Origin of the sequence: Prevotella sp. P3-92 (assembly GCF_002251205.1) — a bacterium.
GTDB lineage: Bacteria > Bacteroidota > Bacteroidia > Bacteroidales > Bacteroidaceae > Prevotella.
Window position 1 is genome coordinate 136,124 of sequence record NZ_NPJE01000059.1, and the last position, 23,947, is coordinate 160,070.

21 protein-coding genes are annotated in these 23,947 nt (G+C 42.7%); 17 read left to right on the forward strand and 4 right to left on the reverse strand.

Annotated elements, in window-relative coordinates; all coding sequences use genetic code 11:
• Positions 1-6: 6 nt before the first annotated feature.
• Complete coding sequence (locus tag CIK93_RS09750) at positions 7-1,623, forward strand: murein hydrolase activator EnvC (RefSeq protein WP_094447223.1); 1,617 nt, start codon at positions 7-9, stop codon at positions 1,621-1,623.
• Positions 1,624-2,504: 881 nt separating this feature from the next.
• Here the strand turns inward: CIK93_RS09750 and CIK93_RS09755 are convergent.
• Complete coding sequence (locus CIK93_RS09755) at positions 2,505-3,572, reverse strand: M20 family metallo-hydrolase (protein WP_094447224.1); 1,068 nt, start codon at positions 3,570-3,572, stop codon at positions 2,505-2,507.
• Positions 3,573-3,740: 168 nt separating this feature from the next.
• On the opposite strand from CIK93_RS09755, the gene CIK93_RS09760 reads away from it, so the two are divergent.
• From CIK93_RS09760 to CIK93_RS09790, 8 genes are all read left to right on the forward strand, one after another.
• Positions 3,741-5,366 carry a hypothetical protein gene (locus CIK93_RS09760; RefSeq protein ID WP_158215508.1) on the forward strand — a complete coding sequence of 542 codons (1,626 nt, stop codon included), beginning with the start codon at positions 3,741-3,743 and terminating at the stop codon, positions 5,364-5,366.
• A 106-nt stretch (positions 5,367-5,472) separates the two neighbouring features.
• A complete protein-coding gene (locus CIK93_RS09765; RefSeq protein WP_094447226.1) occupies positions 5,473-5,847 on the forward strand; it encodes a hypothetical protein in 375 nt (124 codons plus the stop codon).
• A gap of 38 nt (positions 5,848-5,885) precedes the next feature.
• Positions 5,886-6,515: a hypothetical protein gene (locus tag CIK93_RS09770; RefSeq protein ID WP_094447227.1), complete on the forward strand. Its 630-nt coding sequence runs from the start codon at positions 5,886-5,888 to the stop codon at positions 6,513-6,515.
• Between the two features lie 263 nt (positions 6,516-6,778).
• Positions 6,779-7,093 carry a hypothetical protein gene (locus CIK93_RS13705; protein ID WP_158215509.1) on the forward strand — a complete coding sequence of 105 codons (315 nt, stop codon included), beginning with the start codon at positions 6,779-6,781 and terminating at the stop codon, positions 7,091-7,093.
• A 530-nt stretch (positions 7,094-7,623) separates the two neighbouring features.
• Positions 7,624-9,432 carry a long-chain fatty acid--CoA ligase gene (locus tag CIK93_RS09780; RefSeq protein WP_094447229.1) on the forward strand — a complete coding sequence of 603 codons (1,809 nt, stop codon included), beginning with the start codon at positions 7,624-7,626 and terminating at the stop codon, positions 9,430-9,432.
• 35 nt (positions 9,433-9,467) lie between these two features.
• The gene (gene prfB / locus CIK93_RS09785) at positions 9,468-10,589 is read left to right on the forward strand and encodes a peptide chain release factor 2 (protein WP_094391757.1); all 1,122 of its coding nucleotides are present in this window, start codon (positions 9,468-9,470) and stop codon (positions 10,587-10,589) included.
• Between the two features lie 46 nt (positions 10,590-10,635).
• Positions 10,636-10,776: a hypothetical protein gene (locus CIK93_RS13710; protein WP_158214658.1), complete on the forward strand. Its 141-nt coding sequence runs from the start codon at positions 10,636-10,638 to the stop codon at positions 10,774-10,776.
• A 3-nt stretch (positions 10,777-10,779) separates the two neighbouring features.
• Complete coding sequence (locus tag CIK93_RS09790) at positions 10,780-11,262, forward strand: CYTH domain-containing protein (RefSeq protein ID WP_094447230.1); 483 nt, start codon at positions 10,780-10,782, stop codon at positions 11,260-11,262.
• Positions 11,263-11,342: 80 nt separating this feature from the next.
• On the opposite strand, the gene CIK93_RS09795 is transcribed toward CIK93_RS09790, so the two are convergent.
• Positions 11,343-11,732: a VanZ family protein gene (locus CIK93_RS09795; RefSeq protein WP_094447231.1), complete on the reverse strand. Its 390-nt coding sequence runs from the start codon at positions 11,730-11,732 to the stop codon at positions 11,343-11,345.
• A 68-nt stretch (positions 11,733-11,800) separates the two neighbouring features.
• Here CIK93_RS09795 and CIK93_RS09800 point away from each other — a divergent pair, with 68 nt between their 5' ends.
• Positions 11,801-13,171 (forward strand): sodium-dependent transporter, encoded by a 1,371-nt coding sequence (locus CIK93_RS09800; protein ID WP_094391760.1) that lies wholly within the window; start codon positions 11,801-11,803, stop codon positions 13,169-13,171.
• Between the two features lie 88 nt (positions 13,172-13,259).
• Entirely contained in the window at positions 13,260-14,615 is a 1,356-nt protein-coding gene (locus tag CIK93_RS09805; RefSeq protein ID WP_094447232.1) for a sodium-dependent transporter, read from the forward strand.
• Positions 14,616-14,805: 190 nt separating this feature from the next.
• On the opposite strand, the gene CIK93_RS09810 is transcribed toward CIK93_RS09805, so the two are convergent.
• A complete protein-coding gene (locus CIK93_RS09810; protein ID WP_144007625.1) occupies positions 14,806-15,186 on the reverse strand; it encodes a hypothetical protein in 381 nt (126 codons plus the stop codon).
• A 389-nt stretch (positions 15,187-15,575) separates the two neighbouring features.
• Between CIK93_RS09810 and CIK93_RS09820 the strand changes: the two genes are divergently transcribed.
• The 3 genes from CIK93_RS09820 (at position 15,576) to CIK93_RS09830 (ending at position 20,647) form a co-directional block, all read left to right on the forward strand.
• Positions 15,576-16,136, forward strand: coding sequence for a helix-turn-helix transcriptional regulator (locus CIK93_RS09820; RefSeq protein WP_094447235.1), 561 nt, complete (start codon positions 15,576-15,578; stop codon positions 16,134-16,136).
• Positions 16,137-16,411: 275 nt separating this feature from the next.
• Positions 16,412-19,684, forward strand: coding sequence for a DNA primase (dnaG, locus tag CIK93_RS09825; protein WP_094447236.1), 3,273 nt, complete (start codon positions 16,412-16,414; stop codon positions 19,682-19,684).
• 477 nt (positions 19,685-20,161) lie between these two features.
• The gene (locus CIK93_RS09830) at positions 20,162-20,647 is read left to right on the forward strand and encodes a hypothetical protein (RefSeq protein ID WP_094447237.1); all 486 of its coding nucleotides are present in this window, start codon (positions 20,162-20,164) and stop codon (positions 20,645-20,647) included.
• A 168-nt stretch (positions 20,648-20,815) separates the two neighbouring features.
• Here the strand turns inward: CIK93_RS09830 and CIK93_RS13495 are convergent, their stop codons facing one another.
• Positions 20,816-21,025, reverse strand: coding sequence for a hypothetical protein (locus CIK93_RS13495; RefSeq protein WP_144007624.1), 210 nt, complete (start codon positions 21,023-21,025; stop codon positions 20,816-20,818).
• A gap of 167 nt (positions 21,026-21,192) precedes the next feature.
• Between CIK93_RS13495 and CIK93_RS09840 the strand changes: the two genes are divergently transcribed.
• The 3 genes from CIK93_RS09840 to CIK93_RS09850 are packed head-to-tail and all read left to right on the forward strand — an operon-like array spanning position 21,193 to position 23,926.
• Positions 21,193-22,284: an ATP-dependent Clp protease proteolytic subunit gene (locus tag CIK93_RS09840; RefSeq protein WP_094449319.1), complete on the forward strand. Its 1,092-nt coding sequence runs from the start codon at positions 21,193-21,195 to the stop codon at positions 22,282-22,284.
• On the forward strand, positions 22,284-23,285 hold the full coding sequence (locus CIK93_RS09845; protein ID WP_094447240.1) for a hypothetical protein: 1,002 nt from the start codon (positions 22,284-22,286) through the stop codon (positions 23,283-23,285). The genes CIK93_RS09840 and CIK93_RS09845 overlap by 1 nt, the downstream gene beginning before the upstream one ends.
• A 26-nt stretch (positions 23,286-23,311) precedes the next feature.
• Positions 23,312-23,926 carry a hypothetical protein gene (locus CIK93_RS09850; RefSeq protein ID WP_094447241.1) on the forward strand — a complete coding sequence of 205 codons (615 nt, stop codon included), beginning with the start codon at positions 23,312-23,314 and terminating at the stop codon, positions 23,924-23,926.
• Positions 23,927-23,947 lie beyond the last annotated feature (21 nt).

Sequence of the window (23,947 nt, forward strand, 5' to 3'; positions counted from 1 at the left end):
TAGCGAATGAAGCGAATTATTATACTCACTCTTCTTGCCTTTGCCTTTGTGGTAGTGCCGGCACAGCAGAAACGTACCGCAAAGCCTAAGGCAAGAACTACAACCACAAGTGCCCAGCGCAAAAAAACTGCGTCGGGCAAAGCAACATCTACCCGGAAGCGAACAGGAAATGCTGCGGCAAAACGTAAGACAACGCGCCAACCAGAGTCGGTGCAGAGTCTGCAGAATCAAAGAAAGAATATTCAGCGACAGATCAAACTGCAGGAACAACGACTGCGTAGCAACGAGCGCGATGTGAAACAACGTTTGCAGAATCTGATGATCATCAATACCGAGATTGCCTCGAAGCGTCGCACCATCGACACCATACGTCGCGATCTCTCCAATATTGATGTGGAAATACAGACAATGAACCGGGAGCTCGATGCCTTGCAAAAGGATTTGGAACTGTGTAAACGACGCTATGTCAAGTCGATGCGCTATATGCACCGCAATCGATCTGTTCAGAGCCAGATGATGTTTATCTTTAGTGCCAGCAGTTTCTCGCAAATGTACCGACGCTTGCGATTCATGAGGGAATATGCCTCCTATCAGCGTTCGCAGGGTGAAGATGTGAAAGTGAAACAGGCTGAAGTCGCTGCCAAGCGCAGCGAACTGGCTGGTGCTCGCGATGCAAAACACAAACTGTTGACTCGTGGTGAGAGTGAGAAACGTTCGCTGGAAGGTAAGCAGGCCGAACAGCAGAATGTGGTATCTTCGTTGCAAAAACAGCAGAAGACCATCCAACGGGTCATTGACCAACAACGCAAGAAGGATGCTGCTATCAATGCGCAGATTGACAGACTGATTGCCCAAGAAGTGGCAAGACAAAAGGCAAGAGCCGCCGCAGAGGCCAAGCGCAAGGCTGCTGCCGAAGCTGCACGCAAGCGTGATGCAGAACTGGCTCGCAAGAAGCGGGAGGCCGAAGAGGCTGCACGCGAAAACGCGCGACGCATTGCCGAGGCTAAAGCTCTTGAGGACAAGGCACGTGCAGAAGTCAAGGCGGCTCGCGATAAGAAAGCGCGTGATGCTGCCGATCGTGCAGCCCACGAAGCATCACAGGCTCGTATTGCTGCCGAGCGTAAGGCTGCCGCAGATGCCAAACGACATAAACAGGAGGTGGCAGAAGCTAAGAAAAAATCGGATGAGGTGCTCTATACCATGAGCAGCGACGACCGGCGCATCAGTGGTAACTTTGAGAGCAACCGAGGCAGACTGCCCATGCCTATCACGGGTGGCTACCGCATCGTCAGCCATTTCGGTCAGTATAATGTAGAGGGACTGAACAACGTTCGCCTCGACAATAAGGGTATTAATATACAAGGTCAGGCTGGCGCACAGGCACGAAGCATCTTCGATGGTGAAGTGAGTGGTGTCTTCAGCTTCGGAGGCACGGTCATTGTCATGGTGCGTCACGGCAGTTACATCTCTGTTTATTGCAATTTGTCATCGGTCAACGTACACCGTGGACAGAAAGTGACTGCTCGTCAACCCCTTGGACGTATTGGTCAAGACAATATTCTGCAATTCCAATTGCGTAAGGAAACGGCTAAGCTCAATCCTGAAGCATGGCTCGGAAGATAGTAGAGGTCTCACAATAGATGAACATAACATTCCCCAATTGGTCGTTTGGCTGATTGGGGGATGTTGTTTGCCAAAGCGCATTAGAGTAGTAAGCTACTCTAAATTTTAGTTTTCTAAAAAATTCGACCACACGACCACAGATGTGGCGTAAACTGCTATGAGATAGTATTTTAGACTGTGGTCGATTGGTCAGAACCCTGTGTTTTCGACCACACTTCGACCACACGTGCTTTTCCCGATACTTATCGTGGATATTCACACGAAGTAAACAAAAATTATTTTCAGGCATTTTCAAACGGCTGACAAAGTTATTATCCAACGTTTGACAAAGGTGTTATCCAACGTTTGATAAGGGTGTTATCCAACGTTTGATAAAGGTGTTATCAAACGTTAGATAAGAGTGTTGTCAAACGTTAGACAAGAGCCTTTTCAACGTTGGAAACAAGTTGTTTCAAATATCGGAAACAAGTGGTGTCAAATATAATACAATAGTGTTGGCCAACGTTTGAAAAGGATGTTATCTGGCGTCAGAATATACAAATCATGTATTGTCGGCTATGCGGATGGACTGTTTTTATGGTGGCAACGGCAGAGGGTCTGGTGGTCGAATGGTGGTCGAAAACCGCCGAGTTAGCGTAATCGACCACCCACGTAAGCTGCATACACATAGCGTGTTATGCCGCTGAGGTGGTCGAGTGGTCGAAATTTTGCGACATCGCGTGTGCGTACGCGCGCGTATATTATTAGGTGTGCGCGCGTGATTTATAAGAGGTTTGCCTGTCTGAAATACTAATCGAATAGGGTTGAAGCCGAAGTAAAACCCGATGGAATGGGAGTTTTTTGTGTCTCCTCGGTTTGATTGCCGTAAATCACATTGACGCCTATTTCAAATGAATGGATTGCAACAGTTCCATGTAGGTGGCAATGGCATTGCCAATCTCGTCGATACCTATATATTCATCTGCACTATGACTGCGACTCGATTCGCCTGGTCCGAGTTTCAGCGAAGCAAAGGGCATAAGAGCCTGATCGCTCAGGGTTGGTGATCCAAAAGGTGTCATGCCCATGTCGATACAACGGCCCACTATGGGATGGTCGGTGGGAATCGACGAGGATGACAGCCGGTAAGAACGGGCTTTCAGTTCGCTCTTCATCTGCGACTGTAGGTATTGGCAGAGTTCTTCGTTGCGGTAATACTCGTTGGTGCGCACATCGATGGTGAATTTACATTCGTCTGGAATCACGTTGTGTTGAGTGCCAGCGCCGATAATCGTTACCGTGGCTTTGGTCGGACCAAGTAGTGGACTGACCTTTTCAAACTCATGGTTGCGCAGCCATTGTATATCGTCCAAAGCTTTGTAAATCGCATTTTCGCCTTCGTTGCGTGCTGCGTGTCCGCTCTTTCCGTGTGCCACGGCATCGATCACCATCAGTCCTTTCTCGGCAATAGCCGGTTGTAAGCCAGTCGGTTCGCCCACGATAGCCACATCAATAGGTGGCAGTTGTTCGCGAATCAGCGTAAATCCATTGGCGCCGCTGACTTCCTCTTCTGCACTGGCTACATAAACCAGATTGTAGGCAAGGTCTTCGTTGCAGAGTGCGCGATACACCATAAGCAGACTGACAAGTCCGCCGCCGCAGTCGTTAGCGCCCAGTCCGTAGAGGCGTCCGTCTTCGATGGTTGGCGTAAACGGATCGCGTGTCCATGTGCTGACGGGTTTCACCGTGTCGATATGTGCATTAAGCAGTAGGGTAGGTTTGCCTTCAGTGTGTTTCCCGATAAGCATCAGGTTGTTGCCCACACGTTTCGGAGCCAGTCCCCATAGCTTCATTTGCTGTTCCATCAGGTCGGCAACGGCTTTCTCGTCACGGCTCACCGATGGTGTTTTGATGATTTGTTGTAGCAGTCCCACTGCCTCTTCGGTCATTTGCTGTATATTGTTTGTCATCGTTCGTATGTTATTAACCTGTTTGCAAAATTACACCTTTTTATTAATATAACAGCGAGAGAAGTGACGAAATGTTTTGTTTCTATGAGAAAATGTGTGATTTTTTAATTGTCGGTTATTGTGTATTTCCAGTTTTTTGTTTAATTTTGCGAGTAAAAAGGATTAAGAATGTTAAAGACACTCAGATATATATTGTGTTGCCATGTCGTATTGGTGTTTCTTTTCTCATCGTGTGATGGGGCACGTATGCGTCAAGAATTAAATCGTATTGACTCGCTCAATATGGCACGTGTGAATCTTGATACCATTACCAAGATGGATGAGGTAGTTCGGTATTTTGATAATTACGGAACATCGAATGAACGGATGTTAGCACATTATCTGCATGGTCGTGTTGCTGCCGACCGCAATGATATTCCACGTGCATTGCGCTATTATCGTGATGCAGTGGCATGTGCTGATACCACAGAATCTGACTGTAACTATGCAAAAATGTCACGTATTTATGGACAGATGGCAAACCTTTTTCACCAACAGCGAGCTCCGAGATTGGAATTAGATGCAGAGCAAAAGGCAGTTTATTATGCGTGGAAAGCTAAAGATACCCTTGCTGCAATAAGTTTCTATTCACATCTGACCGATCCTTATGATCAGTTAAATATGATAGATTCTGCCATGTATTATAGCGAAAATGCAAGAAAAATGTATCTTGCAATTGGTCGGACTGATTATGCTGCAAACCTGTTGGCATATATTTCTGCACAGCATATAGATCAAGGCTTCTACGAACAAGGTAAGAAAGAAATGGATGAAGCAGAACAGTATGGAAGTGTTTTCGATCAGAATGGCTATATTTTGCCAGGCAAGGAAATATACTATTATTATAAAGGAGCATATTATGAAAATATAGGGAAATTGGACTCTGCAGAATATTTCTACCGTAAATTGCAATGTTCCCAAAGTGATGATAGACAGGAGGGAGCGAGTCATGGACTGATGTCTGTCTATCACCGTAAAGGAAATGTAGATTCGGTTCGTAAGTATTCATTGCTTTATACACAAGCTGTTGATTCCTCATGGATTCGTCATTCTTCCGATGAAATCATACGAACACAAGCATTGTACAATTACGGACAGAGTGAACGCGAAGCATTTGAAAAAACAAAAGAAAAACTGCGTTATCAGAAATTATCACTTTGCTTGATATTGTTGATGGTCGTTGCATCTTATGTTGGTTATGTCTTGTACAGTAAACAAAAGAAGAGAACTAAAGAACAGCTGACACGTATCAATAGTAGATATGTTGGAATACTCTCTCAGTTTGAAAAGACAAGTGGGGAATTGTCGCAACTTAAACAAAATATAGATGTCTTCCGTGAACAAAAGGAAAACGAGAACGCTGCTCTTCAACGCCAATTGAATGATTATATTTCAGCGGGAATGTTATCGAACCAATGGGAGAAAGAAAGTAAAATTACCAACGCACCGATTATTAAAGAAATGCATGGGTTGGCAAGTCGTGTTGTTAAACCTACAAGTGAACAATGGGTTGCGTTTAGAAAATATGCGGAACATACGATGCCTACTTGTGTCGATTTTATCAAGAAGAATCCGTTGACATATCAAGAAAGGCTCATTTGTTTATTGATACGTTTCCAGTTTATTCCTTCTGAGCAAGCTGCATTGTTGGGAGTGTCTAAACAGCGAATCACTAATTTGCGTGCTCATATCAATGAGGTGTTGTTCGGACAGAAAGGAACTTCTACTCTCAACGAAAATATCATGAAAATATAAATACAAATGGAAATAAATCGTGAATTTTTTAATTAGTGTACAAAGTGTACTCAGTTTTTTTATGATGAAACCGCCTTTTTTATAACTTTGCAAGAAAATAAATGCAATGAATAAAGTGCTGTTCTCGATTTCGATGTTAATGACATTCTCTTTGTCTTGTATGGCAAATGAGCAAAAGAGTCTTGGTCCTGTTGTATTGACGGATATAAAGGTTGATATTCCTATTATTATAGGTGAAAAACCTCAAAATATGAAAGAAGGACCTGCAATATACTACTCTGATTCAGAATTGATATTAGTTGGATTCGAAGAAGACTGCTATGTGAAGGTTTTAGATGGAAATAATGTGATATTCCAACAAGTTGTTCCTTGTGGCAGTGGATCTGCAACTTGTTCTTTGCCAAGTGATTTAAAAGGAAATTATATCCTGCTATTATATGATGGAATTCAATGGTATAAATGCAATTTGTATATATCCTAAAACAAACAATATTAATAAATAATCAAATTTGAAGAGTTATGAAGAAAAATTTGTTTTTAATTGCACTTGTTGCAACATTGTTTATCTCATGTAACAATGAAAAAATTATGTCGGAAAACGTAGAATATGAAGACATGTATAAGCAACTTCATTTTGAACGTTTGAAGGATTTTGTTGTAAGTAATGATTCCTTGAAGCTAACCCGTGGAAATCTGAATAATAAAATAACTGATGAAATAGACGATCAGATTAGTATTGGAATATGTAAATGGGAAGAATGGGGACGTACGAGTAGAAATTGTAAGGGCTTTGGGTTGTGTAGATTTACATGGACTCCTTTGGGGAATTTCATGCTACATGTAATTATCGATCGTTTGCTTGATAGCCTATTAGATGAAGAATATGTAGGAGTTGTTAATAAAGATGATTCAGGAAATCCTCATATGTATATAAGATTAGCTAAGGCTCCAACACAAGCTTTGGTGCCTGATTTCATAATGGATGAAGATGTTGTAGGAGAACCATATGCTCAAGAATATGTTGATGAAGAGGGAAATGTGATAAAAGGACTTCCTTCTGAGATGATTTTGAAGAAGGGAATTTATTCGTTTAATCCGAATATTGGTGAATATGGAGGTTATGAGGTTGATATTGAAGTAATTCAATAATGCTTTTTATAAACTTTCTTGAGAAAATATATAAAATGGAATTTGCAATGAAAAAGCTATTAATTATTCTTTTTTTTATTGTGTTTCTGGGTGATGTTTTATATGCACAATGCACAAAACCTGCAAAACCAGATTCCCTGCTTCTTACACTTGATGTTGACCATGTATTTTCTATACGCAATAAGGGTATGTCCATGCATGGCTATGACTTCAACTTTGGACTAAAATGTAAGCGCGTAGAGCTGTTTGGCACGTATGAGAGAATGAGTCATCATTTGGGAAAGGATGGCGTGAAAACCTATATGAATACCAATACCTTGGGTGTTGGTGTGGGTTATGACATCCAACAGAATAAGAAACGAACAAGTTTTACTCCTGTGCGCTTTAGAATGGCATGGCCTGTGGGACATCCTGATTGGAATAATAACTATTACGACCTGTCCATACACCATATTCATGCAGCGAACAGTAAGGCAATTGGCCTGAACCTTGGTGTGGGTTTCCGCTATGTAAATTCACGTTCGGAACTTAGTCCGAACCATGGTTTTGTCTATTGGTCGGTCGGTATTGCACTATAATACAGTTAGAAAAATATAATATAAACGTTCGAAAAGTCTCAAACTTGAGAACGTTGATAGTCGGCATGTCGGATGGTTGTCATGTGGTGTGAGAGAAAAAGTTTTAGATCAAACCGCTACATACAAGCATCCGATCATGCTTTTTCCTCCTTCTGTCTTTTCCTTCTCTTGCTCGGAAATGCAAAATAAATTGTGATTTATTTTGTATTCCACTCGATTTGCACTACCTTTGATGCTGCGCATCTTAGGTACTCACGCTCGGAAATAAAAGAAAAAAGTGTTTTTTTCTTTGTATTTCACTCGCTTATGCGTACCTTTGATGCTGCGCATCTTAGGTACTCACGCTCGAGTATACAAAAAGAAATTTGGCATTTCTTTTTGTATTCTGCTCACTTAATCGTACCTTTGACGCTATGCGTCTTAGGTACTCACGCTCGGAAATAAAAGAAAAAAAGTGTTTTTTCTTTGTATTTCACTCGCTTATTCGTACCTTTGCACATATTATATATAATAAATAAGGAAAAACGCTTATGCAAGTAAGAAGCCACATGTCGGTATTGGTGCATGACCTCGCTAAGAAATATGGCGAGCGCGAAGCACTCATCTATCAGGACTTTGGCGGCAAGGAATGGAAGTCGTTGTCGTGGAATAAGTTTTCTGCAACCGTTAAACAAGTCAGCAATGCGCTACTCAACATCGGAGTGAAAGAACAGGAAAACATAGGTATATTCTCGCAAAACTCCATTCAGTATCTCTTCTGCGACTTTGGTGCATGGGGAGTAAGGGCTGTCACCATACCCTTCTATGCTACCAGTAGCGAGCAGCAAATACAGTTCATGATCAACGACGCCAAGGTGCGTTTCCTCTTTGTGGGCGAACAAGAACAGTACGACCGGGCACGCCGAGTGGTATCACTCTGCCCCACATTGGAACGGATCATTGTCTATGATGCCATGGTGCATATCTCAGAACATGATACCAACGCCATCTATTTCGATGATTTCCTCAAACTTGGTGACAAGCTGCCACGTCAGACCGAGGTGGAACAGCGCCAGCGTGAGGCTAACAACGACGATATTGCCAATATCCTCTACACCAGCGGAACCACCGGAGACTCTAAGGGCGTGATACTGACCCATGGACAATTCCATGCGGCAATAATTGCCAACGACGAGTGTGTTGATGTCAATGAACACGACCGTGTGATGAATTTCCTGCCCTATACCCATATCTTTGAGCGTGGATGGGCTATTCTCTGCCTCTCTGAAGGTGCTACACTGATAGTAAACACCCATCCTCAAGAAGTGCAGCAGTCGATGCGCGAGACGCATCCCACCTGTATGTCGAGTGTGCCCCGATTCTGGGAAAAGGTATATCAGGGTGTGATGGAGAAGATAGAGCATGCCAGTAGCGTGCAACGCAAACTGTTCCATCATGCACTGGCAGTAGGAAGAAAACATAATATTGAGTATCTCAGCCTTGGCAAGAAACCACCGATAGCACTCCATCTCGAATACGAACTGCTCAACCGCACCGTATTCTCGCTCGTACGTAAAGAGTTGGGACTGGAAAATGCACATTTCTTCCCCACAGCAGGAGCTGCTGTTAGTGAGCATGTGGAAGAATTTGTCCATTCCATCGGACTTAATATGATAGTGGGATACGGACTCACCGAATCGCTTGCCACCGTCAGTTGCGACCATCTCAACAAACCATATACCGTGGGAAGTGTAGGGCGCCCCATCAACGGCATCGATATCCGCATCAGCGATGAAGGCGAGATTCTGCTCAAAGGCCCCACCATCACCAAGGGATACTACAACCGTGAAGACCTCACCCGCCAGGCATTCACAGAAGATGGTTACTTCCGTACTGGTGATGCAGGATACCTGAAAAATGGTGAACTCTTCCTCAAAGAGCGCATCAAAGACCTCTTCAAGACTTCTAACGGTAAGTATATCGCACCACAGATGATAGAGTCGAAAATCTTGGTAGATAAGTATATCGACCAGATTGCTGTCATTGCCGACCAACGCAAATTCGTTTCGGCACTCATCATCCCCGTATATGGCATGCTTGAAGAGTATGCACGTGCGCATAATATCGCCTTTGAAAATCGAGAACAGCTTTGCGCTAATCCGCAAATCTATGCCATGATGAAGGAAAGAATTGATACCCTTCAGCAGCAGCTGGCACACTATGAGCAGGTGAAGCGATTCACACTCTTGCCCCACCAATTCTCAATGGAAAAGGGCGAGTTGACTAATACGCTGAAAATACGACGTCGGGTGCTCAACGAAAACTATAAGGCAGAAATCGACAAGATGTACGAAGACTAATGTCTCTCATATAATTATTATCGCCAACAGACACGATGATTACACAAGACCAACTGAAAGATGTCCTCGATAGGACTGACAAACTGCGTCATTATCTGAAGATCGACGAGAAAAAAATAGAATTTGAAGAAGAAGACCTGCGTACACAGGCACCTGATTTCTGGGAGGATCAGAAGCGGGCTGAGGCACAGATGAAGAAAGTGAAAGCCATCAAGAAATGGATTGATGGCTATAATGACGTGCGAGCTGCAGCAGACGAACTCCAACTGGCATTCGATTTCTACAAGGAAGAGATGGTTACAGAAGAGGAAGTCGATGCAGACTATCAGCGCGCCATATCGCTCATTGAGGACTTGGAACTGAAGAACATGCTCCGTCAAAAGGAGGATCCTATGGAGTGTGTACTCAAAATCAACTCAGGAGCTGGAGGTACGGAAAGCCAGGATTGGGCGTCGATGCTCATGCGAATGTATCAACGATGGGCTGAAGCTCATGGATATAAAGTGAGCATTTCCAACCTTCAAGAAGGTGATGAAGCTGGCATCAAGAGTGTCACGATGCAGATTGAAGGTGGAGAATATGCCTATGGATACCTCAAAAGTGAAAACGGTGTGCACCGACTGGTGAGAGTATCCCCGTTTAATGCACAGGGTAAGCGAATGACTTCCTTTGCTTCTGTTTTCGTCACACCATTGGTTGACGATACCATTGAGGTGTATGTGGATCCTGCAAAACTCTCGTGGGATACCTTCCGTTCGAGCGGTGCAGGTGGACAGAACGTCAATAAGGTGGAGTCGGGTGTGCGCCTTCGCTATTGGTACACTGATCCTGATACAGGGGAGGAAGAGGAAATCCTCATTGAAAACACCGAAACGCGCGACCAACCCAAGAATAAGGAGCGCGCCATGGCTTTGCTTCGTTCACAACTTTACGACCGCGCCATGAAGAAACGTCTTGAAGCGCAAGCTAAGATAGAGGCGGGTAAGAAGAAAATAGAGTGGGGAAGTCAGATTCGCAGTTATGTCTTTGACGACAGACGAGTGAAAGACCATCGTACCAACTATCAGACATCTGATGTGGATGGCGTGATGAATGGAAAAATAGACGGTTTCATCAAGGCTTATCTCATGGAATTCCCTACCACCGATGAGGAATAAACGTATATTCGAACATAGAAATATATAACACTAAAAACTGAATATTATGAGTAAACAACATCAGGCCAAGCGTGAAGCATGGGCCAAGAAACAAGAGAAAAAGGGTTCTAAACTGATATGGTGGATTATCGGTGGCTTTATTGCACTCGGCTTGCTTTATATGGCTTGGGCATTAACCGTCCTCTAAACGATGGCTACAGAAATCGAACGCAAGTTTCTTGTCAGGGATGATTCCTACAAGAAACTTGCTTTTGCACATAGTCATATCCAACAGGGTTATATCTGCAGTGAGCGCGGAAGAACTGTTCGCGTCCGCATACGTGACGAACGTGCCTATCTCACCATCAAGGGACCGAGCCTCGATGGTGGATTATCGCGCTATGAATTTGAAAAGGAGATAACCCTTGAAGAGGGACGCCAGTTGATGCTACTCTGTGAACCGGGACTTGTCGATAAGACTCGTTGGCTTGTGCGTCATGGCGGACATGTGTTTGAAGTTGATGAATTTTATGGCGACAATACTGGTCTTGTTATGGCAGAAGTTGAACTGGAGTCGGTTGATGAAAGTGCAGAATTGCCCGATTTCATCGGAGTTGAAGTCACTGGAGATCGCCGTTATTACAATAGCCAACTTCGCCAACATCCCTATTGTAAGTGGGGTGATAAGTCATAGGTCGAAGACATGTTCTTGTTGCTGGTGGAAAAATAGTCGTTTAGCTACGATATATCCACTTTCAGTTAGTGTTGTTGGTGTTAGCGAAAAAACAACCGTTTGACCAACATGCCTACTGCTGTGGCAAGTGTGATGCCAATGGAATTGGCTAATAAATCAAGCCAATCGCCACTCCGACGCCCATTGGTACAGTATTCCTGCAATAATTCTATCATACCACTCATCATGATGGGTAACAACCATGCCCACCAAAATAGTTTGCGGTAGTTGAGGTGTGTATGACTTCTGAGATATTCCAACCATACTAATGTCCATGTTCCACCATACATAATCATGTGTACCCACTTGTCAATCAAGGGTACATCTTCCAACTCTGTTTTTGGAGGAGTGAAGAATGATAAATACCAGATAACGGCTATGCATATTAGCGATAATGGGTACTTTCTTATGATTTGTGCTGTTTTATTCATACAATTATAACAATTTGAGCGCAAATGTAGGAAATTTTTTATAATTTTGCAAGCAAAAACTGATTTATATGACAGAAAGAACTGGATTTGGAAGCAAACTCGGAGTGATTCTTGCCACGGCAGGTTCAGCAGTAGGACTGGGTAATGTATGGCGTTTCCCATACATGGCTGGTGAAAATGGTGGTGCTGTATTCATCATCATCTATCTCGCCTGTGTTCTGTTGTTGGGAATACCCTGTATGATTAGCGAGTTTATTGTGGGCCGCCATGGGCAGTCTAATACTGCGCGTGCGTACTCCAAACTGTCGGGTGGTAGCCCTTGGAAACTTGTAGGCTATATGGGTGTGCTTACTGGATTCCTCATTACAGGATATTATGCCGTTGTCACCGGATGGTGCCTGCAATACATCTGGGCATCGTTCATCGGTCAGTTGCAAGGCACACCAGACTATTTCAAAACCTATTTTGCCGAGCTTTCCTCTGATCCTGTTCGCCCTGTTTTATGGACCTTCGTCATGCTTGGTATCGCTTATTTGATTATTGAACATGGTGTGCGCGATGGTATTGAGAAGGCATCGAAGATGATGATGCCCACACTGTTTATCCTTCTGCTCATCATTGTTGTGGCTTCGTGTATGTTGCCTAATGCGGGTAAAGGCATAGAATTTCTGTTTAAACCTGATATGTCGAAGATGACTGGCGATGTTTTCCTTAGTGCATTGGGACAGAGCTTCTATTCGCTGAGTATCGCGATGGGCTGTTTGTGTACCTATGCCAGTTACTTCTCCAGATACACCAATCTCACTACGTCAGCAACGCAGATTGCTATCATCGACAGCGTTGTTGCTATTCTTGCAGGACTGATGATATTTCCTGCGGCCTTCTCTGTTGGTGTCAATCCAGATAGTGGTCCTTCACTCATATTCATCACATTGCCCAACGTCTTCTCGCAAGCATTTGGTGCCATTCCCATAGTGGGTTATTTTGTGTCGTTGCTATTCTTTGTGTTGCTGAGTCTGGCAGGACTGACATCGCTCATGTCGCTTCATGAAGTAAGTACAGCTTTCTTCCAAGAAGAGTTTACCCTGTCGCGCAAGAAAGCTGCCCTTATAGTGACCATATCAACAGCTATCATCGGTGCGTTCTGCTCGTTGTCGCTGGGAGCGACCGATATCCTTGTCTTCGGTGGAAAGGCACTTTTTGATTGGTTTGACTTCATTACAGGACAAATATTCCTACCTGTTGTGGGATTCTTGACTTGTATCTTTATCGGATGGTTTGTACCTCATAAGGTAGTGCGTGAGGAGTTTACCAACTGGGGAACGCTTCGTAGCGAGTGGTACGCCCGTTTGTTTCATATCTACCTCTTCTTGGTGAAATACATCTGTCCGATGGCGATTCTATTCATATTCCTTCATCAGTTTGGACTGTTGAAATAGAATTTTGTCCATTTCATCGGAGTATTGTTGGGGCATAAGGACTATGTTCGTCTGCCATCTACATATTTATATATAAACACAAACCATTATGACAGAACGTGGAAACTTTGGTAGTAAGATTGGCGTGATACTTGCAACGGCAGGATCTGCAGTAGGCCTTGGTAACGTATGGCGCTTCCCCTATATGGCAGGCGAGAATGGTGGCGCTGCTTTCATAGTGATATATTTGGTATGTATTCTAATGCTTGGATTGCCCGGCATGTTGAGTGAGTTTATCATCGGTCGCCATGCGCAAGCCAATGCAGCGCGTGCCTACGATAAACTGTCGAAAGGTCGGCCCTGGAAGTTTGTCGGCTATCTTGGTATTCTCACTTCTGCTATCATCCTCGGTTTCTATTCGGTAGTGGCAGGCTGGTGTCTGCAATACCTGTATATAGCACTGACTGGCATGACGAGTGGCAATGTTGATGCCGTTCGAGAGTATTTCACCGATTTTTCCGGTGATGCGATGAAACCGGCTATTTTAGGCGTTTTGTTCATCTTAATCACCCAGTTTGTGGTGGTTCGTGGTGTGCGTGGTGGTATAGAGCGCGCTTCAAAACTGCTTATGCCTGTGCTTTTCGTGTTGTTGATTATCATCGTAGTGGCATCGTGCATGTTGCCTGGAGCCTTAGAAGGCATCCGTTTCCTGTTCTATCCCGACTTTAGTAAGTTGTCGAGCGACGTGTTGCTCGAAGCATTGGGCCAATCGTTCTTCTCCTTGTCGTTGGGTACAGCATGTCTATGTACCTATGCCAGTTATTTCTCCAAAGATACAAACCTCTTGAAATCTGCATTCCAGATTGTGACCATCGATACGATGATAGCTGTTTTGGCTGGTTTGATGATATTTCCTGCAGCGTTTTCTGTAGGTGTCAATCCCGATAGTGGACCTTCACTCATATTTATCACCTTGCCTAATGTATTCTCGCAAGCCTTTGCGTCGATGCCCGTGGTGGGTTATGTGATTAGTGTGATGTTCTATGCACTATTGGTTTTTGCAGCGATGACATCAACCATTTCGATGCACGAGATTGGTACTGCTTTCTTTACTGAAGAGTTTACTTTACGACGCCGTTACTCTGCTTGGGTGGTGACAGTTGCTGCAGGAGCTATCTGTGTGTTGTGCTCATTGTCAGTAGGAGGGCGTTCGTGGTTGCAAATCACTGGTGTAGCGCTGATGGATTTTTGTGATAAAATCACTGCCAACATTATGATGCCAATCGGAGCGATGCTCACTTGTCTATTCGTCGGATGGTATATTCCCAAGCGTACGGTCTATGCTGAGTTTACTAATCGTGGCATGACCAATCAGCGTTGGTTTATGATTTATCTCTTTGCCGTCCGCTATATTTGTCCCATCTGCATCCTCATCATCTTCCTCCATCAAATGGGAGTGGTTTGATGAAAGAGGTCATGCAGGTGAGCATATCCACGTGATGAAAAACACAAAGGCGGCAAGTGAAACGTTTCACTTGCCGCCTTTTGGTCGGGATGAGGCGATTTGTTCTTAGAAAAAAATAAGCCATTCCATCACCTTACACATTGATTATAATATAGGATTTATACATGTCCGTGTCCGAGTTATGTCCGAGTTATTTGTGGTTGTTATTCTTTGAAGACATTAGTGCTAATACACTATCGAAGCGTTTGGCGATGTCGTCTTTGGACTTTTTTAACTCTGAAATTCTTTCATCTTTTTCACGCAAAAGCAGTTTTAAGGTCCGAACCTCTTTACGCAAGTCGTTAATGTCATGAGAAACAATTGATGAGTTAATGATGTTACTGTCTCCGACTACGAGCGGCGAACCATCGTAGGAGTCTGAACCTCTGAACAGATCATCCAGCGAGATGTCGAGTATGTTGCATATTCTCATCGCTGTCTCGATTTTCATGTTTGGACGTCGAAGAAACTGACCGACCGTCTGGTGAGTACCTTCTTTCCACATGGCTTGACTAAACTCCCTGTCGCTCATGTTTCTCTTCTTCAGACATTGCTTAAAAAAGTCCATGTCTAATTTAACACTATTGTACCGCATACTATAAAAATAAGTTAAAAACCGCACAAAGACGGAAATATTATTCTGTCAACGTTTGGTTGTGTGAAATATTTAATTTAATTTTGCCACAAAATTAGAATAAAGGTTTTAAATATGCAAGTAAAAATGGACAATAAAAATGTCATAGACGTGAGGGATTATTATAACAAACTATGTAGGAAAGACAAGGGAAAGTTCTTGCGATGTCTTACTGCAGAGTTTGATTATCCAGCCAGTACAATGAGTGCGAAGCTTAGTATGAATTCCCAGTTACGCATACGCAAAGATGAAATGATCAATATTACAAATATTATAAAACTAAAACTATGGGAAAAGGAAGAATAGAATTTAGAGTTTCCCCCAATGGGATAGTGTATTATCAAGAGGACGATAGTGAAGAGAAAAGGCTTACTCGCTTTGATCATCAGATCGTAGATTATATCATGAGCTCAATAAAGAATCTCTTTCCTGGAGCTTATGCTAGACTGGCAACACTCTACAAGACTGGTACGACATCACCTGTTATCAAGGATAAAGAAGATTTCAATGTTGTGCAACGCTTCATTCGTTGCAACTTTGGCGAGCATGATATGCTGACTGTAGATATTGATGCTGATATCATCAATTTTGAAGAAGTAAAATGTCCCTTAAGAGGCATATGCAAAGATGAGAATATTATATGCAAACCACAGTCGGTATATAAATTAAGTTTAGCAGAGAAGGAGGTGGCAAGATTATACTTGCGTGGCTATACCTATACAGATATCGCATCCGTCTTAGGTAAATCACCACAGACAATCAAGGTGCAGCTTGACAGTATCAAAAATAAGGTTGGAGCCAAGAACTGCAGAGAGATCATCAAGGTGATGAGAGTACGTAATCTATAATAACGACCGCCTCACAGCCATAAGTTTAGTAAAAGTTATTGTTTTTCGATTTAGCATCCTATGTATGGGAATCTAACAATGTGAGGCGGTCAATTTGTTACTTTATGAACGACGATTGTTTACTCTGCAAGTTCAAACGAAGATGTATCAATGGTGCATTTTGTACAGCGACCAATCAATATGTAGAATACACGGATAGAAAGCCATGCCAAATAGCATCTGGTATTTTAACGTGATACAATTAACAGATACATTTGCATAAAATATGTAGAAATATGATAGACCAGAAATATATAGACATGATACTCGATAGAGTGGATTGTGCGGAGGTTGTTTCTGAATACGTTGGAGGCGAGATGACCAAACGTGGTCATCGGCTATGGGCTTGTTGCCCTTTCCATCATGAGGATACGCCATCATTTGCTGTCGATACAGCAAAGAACCTCTGGTATTGCTATGGTTCTTGCCATGAAGGCGGTAATGTTATATCGTTCGTGATGAAGGCAGAGAACCTTCCATTTCCATTCGCTGTTAAAAAATTACTGAAAGAGCGTTTGAATATTGAGCTAAAGGATATAGAACTGAACCAAACGCCGGAAGAGGAAGAACGTCATCGTAAGAAAGAAACGATGCGAATCTATAATGAGATACTGGCCAAATGGTTCTACACACAAATGTGGTCAGACAGCAAAGATGCCAAAGCTGCAAGAAAATATATGCTCTCCAGATGGGATGAAAATTACTGTAAAGAGCAATCAATTGGTTTTGCACCAGAAGATGGACGTAAGGTAATAGCCTATGCAGAGCATAAAGACCTTAACATGGATATCTTGCAAGAGATGGGTATCTTCAAACGTAGTGAGAGGACTGGAGGACTATATTGCGTATATCGCAACAGGGTAATGATACCTATACGCGACAGATATTCCAATATAGAAGGCTTCACGGCTCGCACGATGGAGGCTGACAACGATAGAAAATATATCAATAGCAGCGAAAGCGATATCTATCATAAAAGCACGTCGATATTCGGTATCGACCAGGCCATAAAATTAGCGAGGCAACAAGAAAAGGTGTATCTCGTAGAAGGAGGGCCTGATGTTATTAAGTTACAGTCGGCTGGAATATTAAACACTATCGCAAGTCTGGGAGGATCATGGACAAAGGACCAGTTCATGAAACTTAAAGAACTCAGAATGCAGAATATAACCTTATGCTTTATTCCAGACTCAGATGTACCAAAGTTTGGGGAAAAGTTAGGAGCAGGTTTTAAGAATGTTATCAAAAACGGTTCGCTGGCAATGGAGTGTGGATTCACTGTGTCAGTCAGAGAGATACCGAATGATCTTGATGTCGAGAGACCAACGAAAAAAGATCCCGACGAATTTATCAATACACCGGCAGACCTTGCAGGACTGACAGAAAAAGAGTTCCTTCTGTGGTATATAGAGAAGTGTCTTGATAAGGATGAGACAACAGAGCAGAGGCAGAAAATAGTTAATACTATTAGTGACCTGGTTGTGTGTATCAAGGATAGTGATTTGCAGGAGGTATATATATCCAAGCTTGCAAAATTAAATGGAAACAAGCAACTATGGCGTAACGCTATCAATGCTGCGAAACATAGGAAACAGGAGAAATTGTCAAGCAAGAATAAGAACGGAGGCATTGATATGCTCCGATTATTCGGTTTCTCAGAATACCACAACTGTTATTATGGCTTGACAAAAGATGGCGACGAGAGCCAGTGGTCAAACTTTACGTTGAAACCACTCTTCCACATCAAAGATGATCTGCGTCCTGTCCGGCTCTTTGAGATAAACAATACTGAAGTAGATGATCCTGCAGAAATCATAGAGTTGGACATGGAGGTTCTTACGTCGAGCAAAGCCCTTCGCAAAAAATTGCTTGGAATAGGTAACTATATATGGATGGCCAGCGACCAAGAACTTATAAAGCTGCAGACTTATTTAGCAAAGGTAACAGAGACGGCAGTCGAAATCAAACAACTTGGTTGGCAGAAAGAAGGATTCTATGCTTTTAGTAATGGTGCACTTGAAGATGCAGAATGGCATGATATCGATGAAATGGGAATCGTAAGGCTTAAAGCCGGAAAATTCTACCTGCCAGCACTGTCTCGACTGTATAAGTCATCGAAAGAGCTGTATGTCAATGAACGTAAATTCCAAAGGACATCATTCTCCAACATATCTATGAATGAGTATTTCAATAAGATATGCAGAGTATTTGGTGATAATGCAAAGATAGGCTTGTGTTTCTACCTCTCATCGTTATTTGCCGATATTATTAGGCTTCGTGGTATAAAAATTCCCATACTCAATCTGTTTGGTCCTCCAGGATCCGGTAAAACAGAATTGGCGCAAACTCTTATGAGTTTCTTTCAACGTGATTACGAAGCTCCGAATATCGAGTCTTCAATTCCATCGCTGGCTGATGCTGTAGCATCGGTATCAAATGCTCTGGTACACCTTGACGAGTACAAGAATGGTATCGATATCAAGAAACTGCAGTTCCTCAAGGATATCTGGGGCGGTGTCGGTCGTATGAGAATGAACATGGATAAAGATAAGAAGCGTGAACAGGCAAGAGTAGATTCTGCAGTTATACTGACTGGTCAGGAAATGCCAACGGCAGACCCGGCATTGTTCACTCGCCTAATCTACCTTACGTATGATAAACACTCGTTTACCGAGCAGGAACGTATGGAGTTTGCAGATTTGCAACATTGGCGTATGCTTGGCGCTTCACATATCACAGTTGAGATATTGAAACATCGAGATAAATTCGAGGCTTCTTTTGGTAATGCGTGGAAGAAAGCAGAGGCAGACATGAAATATGCACTGAGAGAGCAGCCGTCTATAGTTGACCGCATACTACGTAACTGGACAGTAATACTGGCGACATATCTGGCAATAGATGATGCTATCGAATTGCCATTTGGTTACGAAGAACTGCTCGAACTGTGCAAGAGAGGTGTTATGCGACAGAATGAGATGTCATCATCTGTCGATGAAGTGGCAGGATTCTGGAATATCATCAACTCTGCCATACAAAAAGGACTCTTGATGAAGAAGAAAGATTATATCATCAAGTATAAGGATGAACTGCGAACCAACAAACAAAAAGACAAGTTCACCTTCGAGAAATCTATTCCAATTTTGATGATCCGAAAAGATATCATGTTGGCAACATACCGAGAACAAGGCAAGAAAATGGACGAGCAGGTTCTTCCGCAAGAGTCGATGCTCCACTATCTGAAGATAACCCCAGAGTACTACGGCAACACTACTTATCCGGAGCGGTTTATTAAGTTTAATAACAACGGACTGCCAGAGCGAGAAGAGCAATTTGATGAGAACGGCAGGACAATAGGCTTCAAGGCGGTCTATACACAAGACAGACCGATGTGTTTCAACTACGAGATAGTGTCAAGCAAATACGGCATTATGCTTGATACCTATAGTGGATGTGATGAACAAACCAAACCAGAGCCAAAGCAAACGGAGTTATTCCAGGACAAAGACTAATATTTTTTTCTACATAGTTTTATAAAATGCTTACATTGATTGCTAATGAAGCGGTAGCCGTGAGGCTCCCGCTTTTTTTTGCAAACGTTCCGTCTTTCTTTGGAAAACGTTTTCCGAAAGTAAAAAATAGGGTGTTACATTTGTAGCATTTTGTAGCAAGTTTATAAATAGTTGTGTAGCAGTATGTTATGTGCACTGAATATTTGTAGTAAGTTGTAGCAATGATGTAGCAAATTGTAGCATTTATATATAAAGTCCTTCTTTTTGTAGCAAAGATGATACATTTGTAGTCAATGCTACATAGGAATGAAAAATGTAAGTAGTTGTAAATCAGTATAATAAAAGTATGGCACAAAATGCTACAACTTGCTACATATAGTATTTACATATCTACAATAAAAAACATTCTTCCGACTTTAATAGGAAAATACAGAAAAAATATCTATATTTGCACCGCCAATATAAAACAAACATTATATGAATCAGATACTTATATACGTCAAGCTGCCAGTCTATGAGCGTGAATGGTGTGAACATCATTTCGGTAATCCGTGTGTTTTTCCTGTCCAGTCTCATCTCAACAACGTGATTCGCCACTTCTCTCGTAAAAGACCAGACGGAGTTCTTCCTGATGCACAACAAGAGGGAGAGGTCGCTATTGTACTTAAAGGATCTGCATCGAAAAAGCCTGAAACATACAATTATATTTCTGTACATGGTAAGGCTGCTATTGCCGAGGCAATAGACGACATCTTCAGTATGCAGCTCTGGGAAGATCTGACGGATATCGGATGCCGGTCTGTTCAGCTCTCGAAGCTCATTCGTGATTGGATGGATGATAACGGTATCAGTATGCAGTCGAATAATTATGAGAATCTTCGCCAGAAACTTCAAAGACTGAAAGATTCATTCAAAAAGTCTGGCGTGAACATTTCACGTGGCTATAAGCATGATAATCGTTAATAAAAATTAAATACATACTATCTTTCAATCATAAAAACAAAGTTTTTTTTCAAACCCGTATAAAACAGTATAATCATGTCTAAGTTCGTACACGTAAGAAAAATAGAATTTGCAAGCGCTGCATCCGTTAGCACCAATATAATTATAAGAAATTCAAGTTGCATACCATCAAAAGACATTTTGTGGACAGAAATCCCACTTAATGGTCTTGTTGATGTCCTTATCAAGGATTCTTCTGATAACGGACAACGTCTTTTTACTACCACAATTAAAGCGGAAGTACTGGATAGAGGCTTCATGAATGATGGGCGCTACTGTTTCCGACTGACTTCCATGGATGGTACCATGTTTCTGTGTGGTACCGGAAGGCGTCCTCATACTATAATAGAAGAATCAATCCCATATCCAGATAAAACATCAGATACGTGGTTGAAGACTCTGACGATTAACTGGAAATCCCAATATCCTCTTTTGTACATTATTTAATAATAGGGTATTTTCTTTCGCATTGTGTAATTACTACCTTTGTGGAAAAAGAAAACGGAATGAAATACGACTTCTATATTACAGGTACAATAGGTGAGGAGTATGACTGGTGGACTGACAGACGTGGCACCACATCTGATATGGTCAAGAATTTCCTTAATCAAAACAAGGATAAGGAAGTGACTATTGCTGTGTCATCACCAGGTGGTCTCCTCAATGAGGGTATAACAATTGCAGAGCTGATAGCAGCCCATGGTAATTGTCACATGGTTATTGTGGGTATGACCGCAAGTGCGGCAACTGTCTTGTGTATGAAAGCGAAGTCTGTTAAGATTGCGCGTGGTTCGCTGATGTTGATACACAATTCTTCGCAATATATCAACAGTCTCGGAATGTCGAATAAGAAAAAACTTGAGGCATATATCGAGACGCTGAAGAAAACCAAACAGAATCTGGACTCTTTCGATAAGGCCATTGCTGATTTCTATTCTTATCGTAATCACAAGAGTATCGAAGAAAACTGCAACATGATGGAAAAAGAAAAGTGGCTCACAGCACAAGAGGCACTTGATTTTGGACTTGTCGATGAAATTCTGGATGAAGCCAAAGCAGAGGCAGAAGCAAATGCGGTGCAGAATGTTTATGCTAATTATGATGGTATCGAAGAGCGGTTCCATCTTCCTTCTCTTCCTGCTGTAGCCCATGTGACACCCAAGGTTCCCCGTGGTATCATGGCAAAAATACAGCGTATATTCGCAGATAATAAAACCAACAATAATGTCATTATGAACAAGAAATTTATCAAGGTTAATGCTCTTCTTAAAGTTGAAGGGCTTAACGAGTCTGACTCTGGTATTGTGGTGACAGCTGAACAGATGCAGGTTATTGAAGATACTCTTGCTGCCTTGCAAGGCAAAGCCGAGAATCTTGGCAACATCGAGAGTCAGTTGGCAAAAGCAAATGCAGATCTTCAGACAGCGGAAACAGCAAAAGCTACCGCAGAGACAAATCTGCAGAATCTGCAGACAGAGTTCAATAACTTCAAAAAAGAAGCTGGTGATAGTTCAGTCAAGCTGCCAGGTAATCAACTTGGTAAGATGGAGATGCACACATCATCAGACATGTTTAACACAATCAAAGATCTTCTGTAATGGCGAAATCAGCATCACAGGCCTTAATGACGCCCGACGAAATGGCGGAGCGCGTCACACCGGCAGAACTTGAAACAGCCTGCCGTCAGTATCAGCAGCAACTTATCACTCAGCCTATTGAGGTCATGAAGGATAATACGCTGAAGTTTATCACATTAGTTCCTGGTGTCCGGAATCAGCTGACATGGGGCGAACTGCATGGTGATGCACAGTTGTCGCCATGGAGTAAGAAAAGCGGCCAGTCGGCAGACTACAAAATTGAAGGACGAACTCTTCAAGTATGGCCTGGCAACTGTTCCTATGACTTCGACCCGATGGAAGTGTTCCAGTCAATCTACGGTCATAGCATTCTGCTCGGTGAGCAATTGACAACAAGTCAGATTGCCGTTCGTGTAGCAGCCTATTTCGCTGCAAAGGTGGGTATGCATCTGAACAATGCTGTGTGGAAAGCTAAGCGTAATGTCGCTGGCAATAAGACCGAGGACCTCTTTGATGGTTTCGATACCATTATTGAGAAAGAAGCTACAGAAGAGAAACTCTCTGTTGCTAAAGGCAATCTCTTCCAGTTTGATGCTGCCATCAATAACACAACGGCTACAGAACAGCTGAAGGAGTTCTATCGCAAAGCAAATGATATGCTTCGTGGTAGAGAGTGTAATTTATACATTCCGCAAAGTGTATATGATGCTTATGTCGATGACTATCAGGTTCGCCATGGTGCGCTGCCTTATAATACGGAGTTCGACAAGCTGACACTTGAAGGCTCTGCAGGTAAGTGTAAGCTCGTGGTATTGTCTAATATGGCAGACAGTAAGTATCTGAAGATTACCACCAAGCAAAATCTGCTTTTCGGTACCGATATCAATGCTCAGGAAAATAAAGCAAATATTGCCAAGTACTCATCTTGGGTGTTGACCTTCGAAATGGCAGGTGTCTATGGCACTCAGATTCGTTCAATCTCACCAGAGGAGCTGTTCGTCGGTAAGTTGCATGTCGAGTAATGTGACAATCTAAAAAAATACATAGTATGAAAGAGTGTACTACTAAAAATGTGTATGAGAGCATCAAGGCTTGCCCCGGACAGAAAACTGTTCCGGGCATACGCCGATGCATCTACTTCGTGTCCATGTACAGCGTAGTGACATGGCCCAAACTTCCTAAACTCGGAGACGAAGAGGTGACCAAGATGGAGTCTCTTTCACAACTGAAAGGTGATTTCGTGTTGGCTGCAGACAAGTTCTTCCAGTCGATCGAGTTGAAGGATAAAGCTTCTAATGTTACCTTCGAGACAGTTGGAAACTCAGGATCCAAACTCTTCACTAATAAGGCTAATGCTATCGTAGTAGGTATGCCTGATGAGGTCAAGGGCTTCATTCGCCAGGCTATCGATGACAAGCTCATTGTTGTTTATCAGCAGCGTGACGGTAAGTTCTGTGTACTGGGTAATGAAGATTTCCCCTGTGAAACCTCAGGATCTGGTGATACCGGTTCAGACCCCACCAATGGAGATATGACATCGACCATCGCCTTGGAGTCTTATGACGAGTGTCCTGTGCCTACTTACACAGGTAAGCTTCCGCTTAGTGCAACAGAGTATCTGGACTGTGCTGACGGCCTCATTAAGAAAACGGAAGAAGGATAAATGACTGCCCTTCCGTCTTGC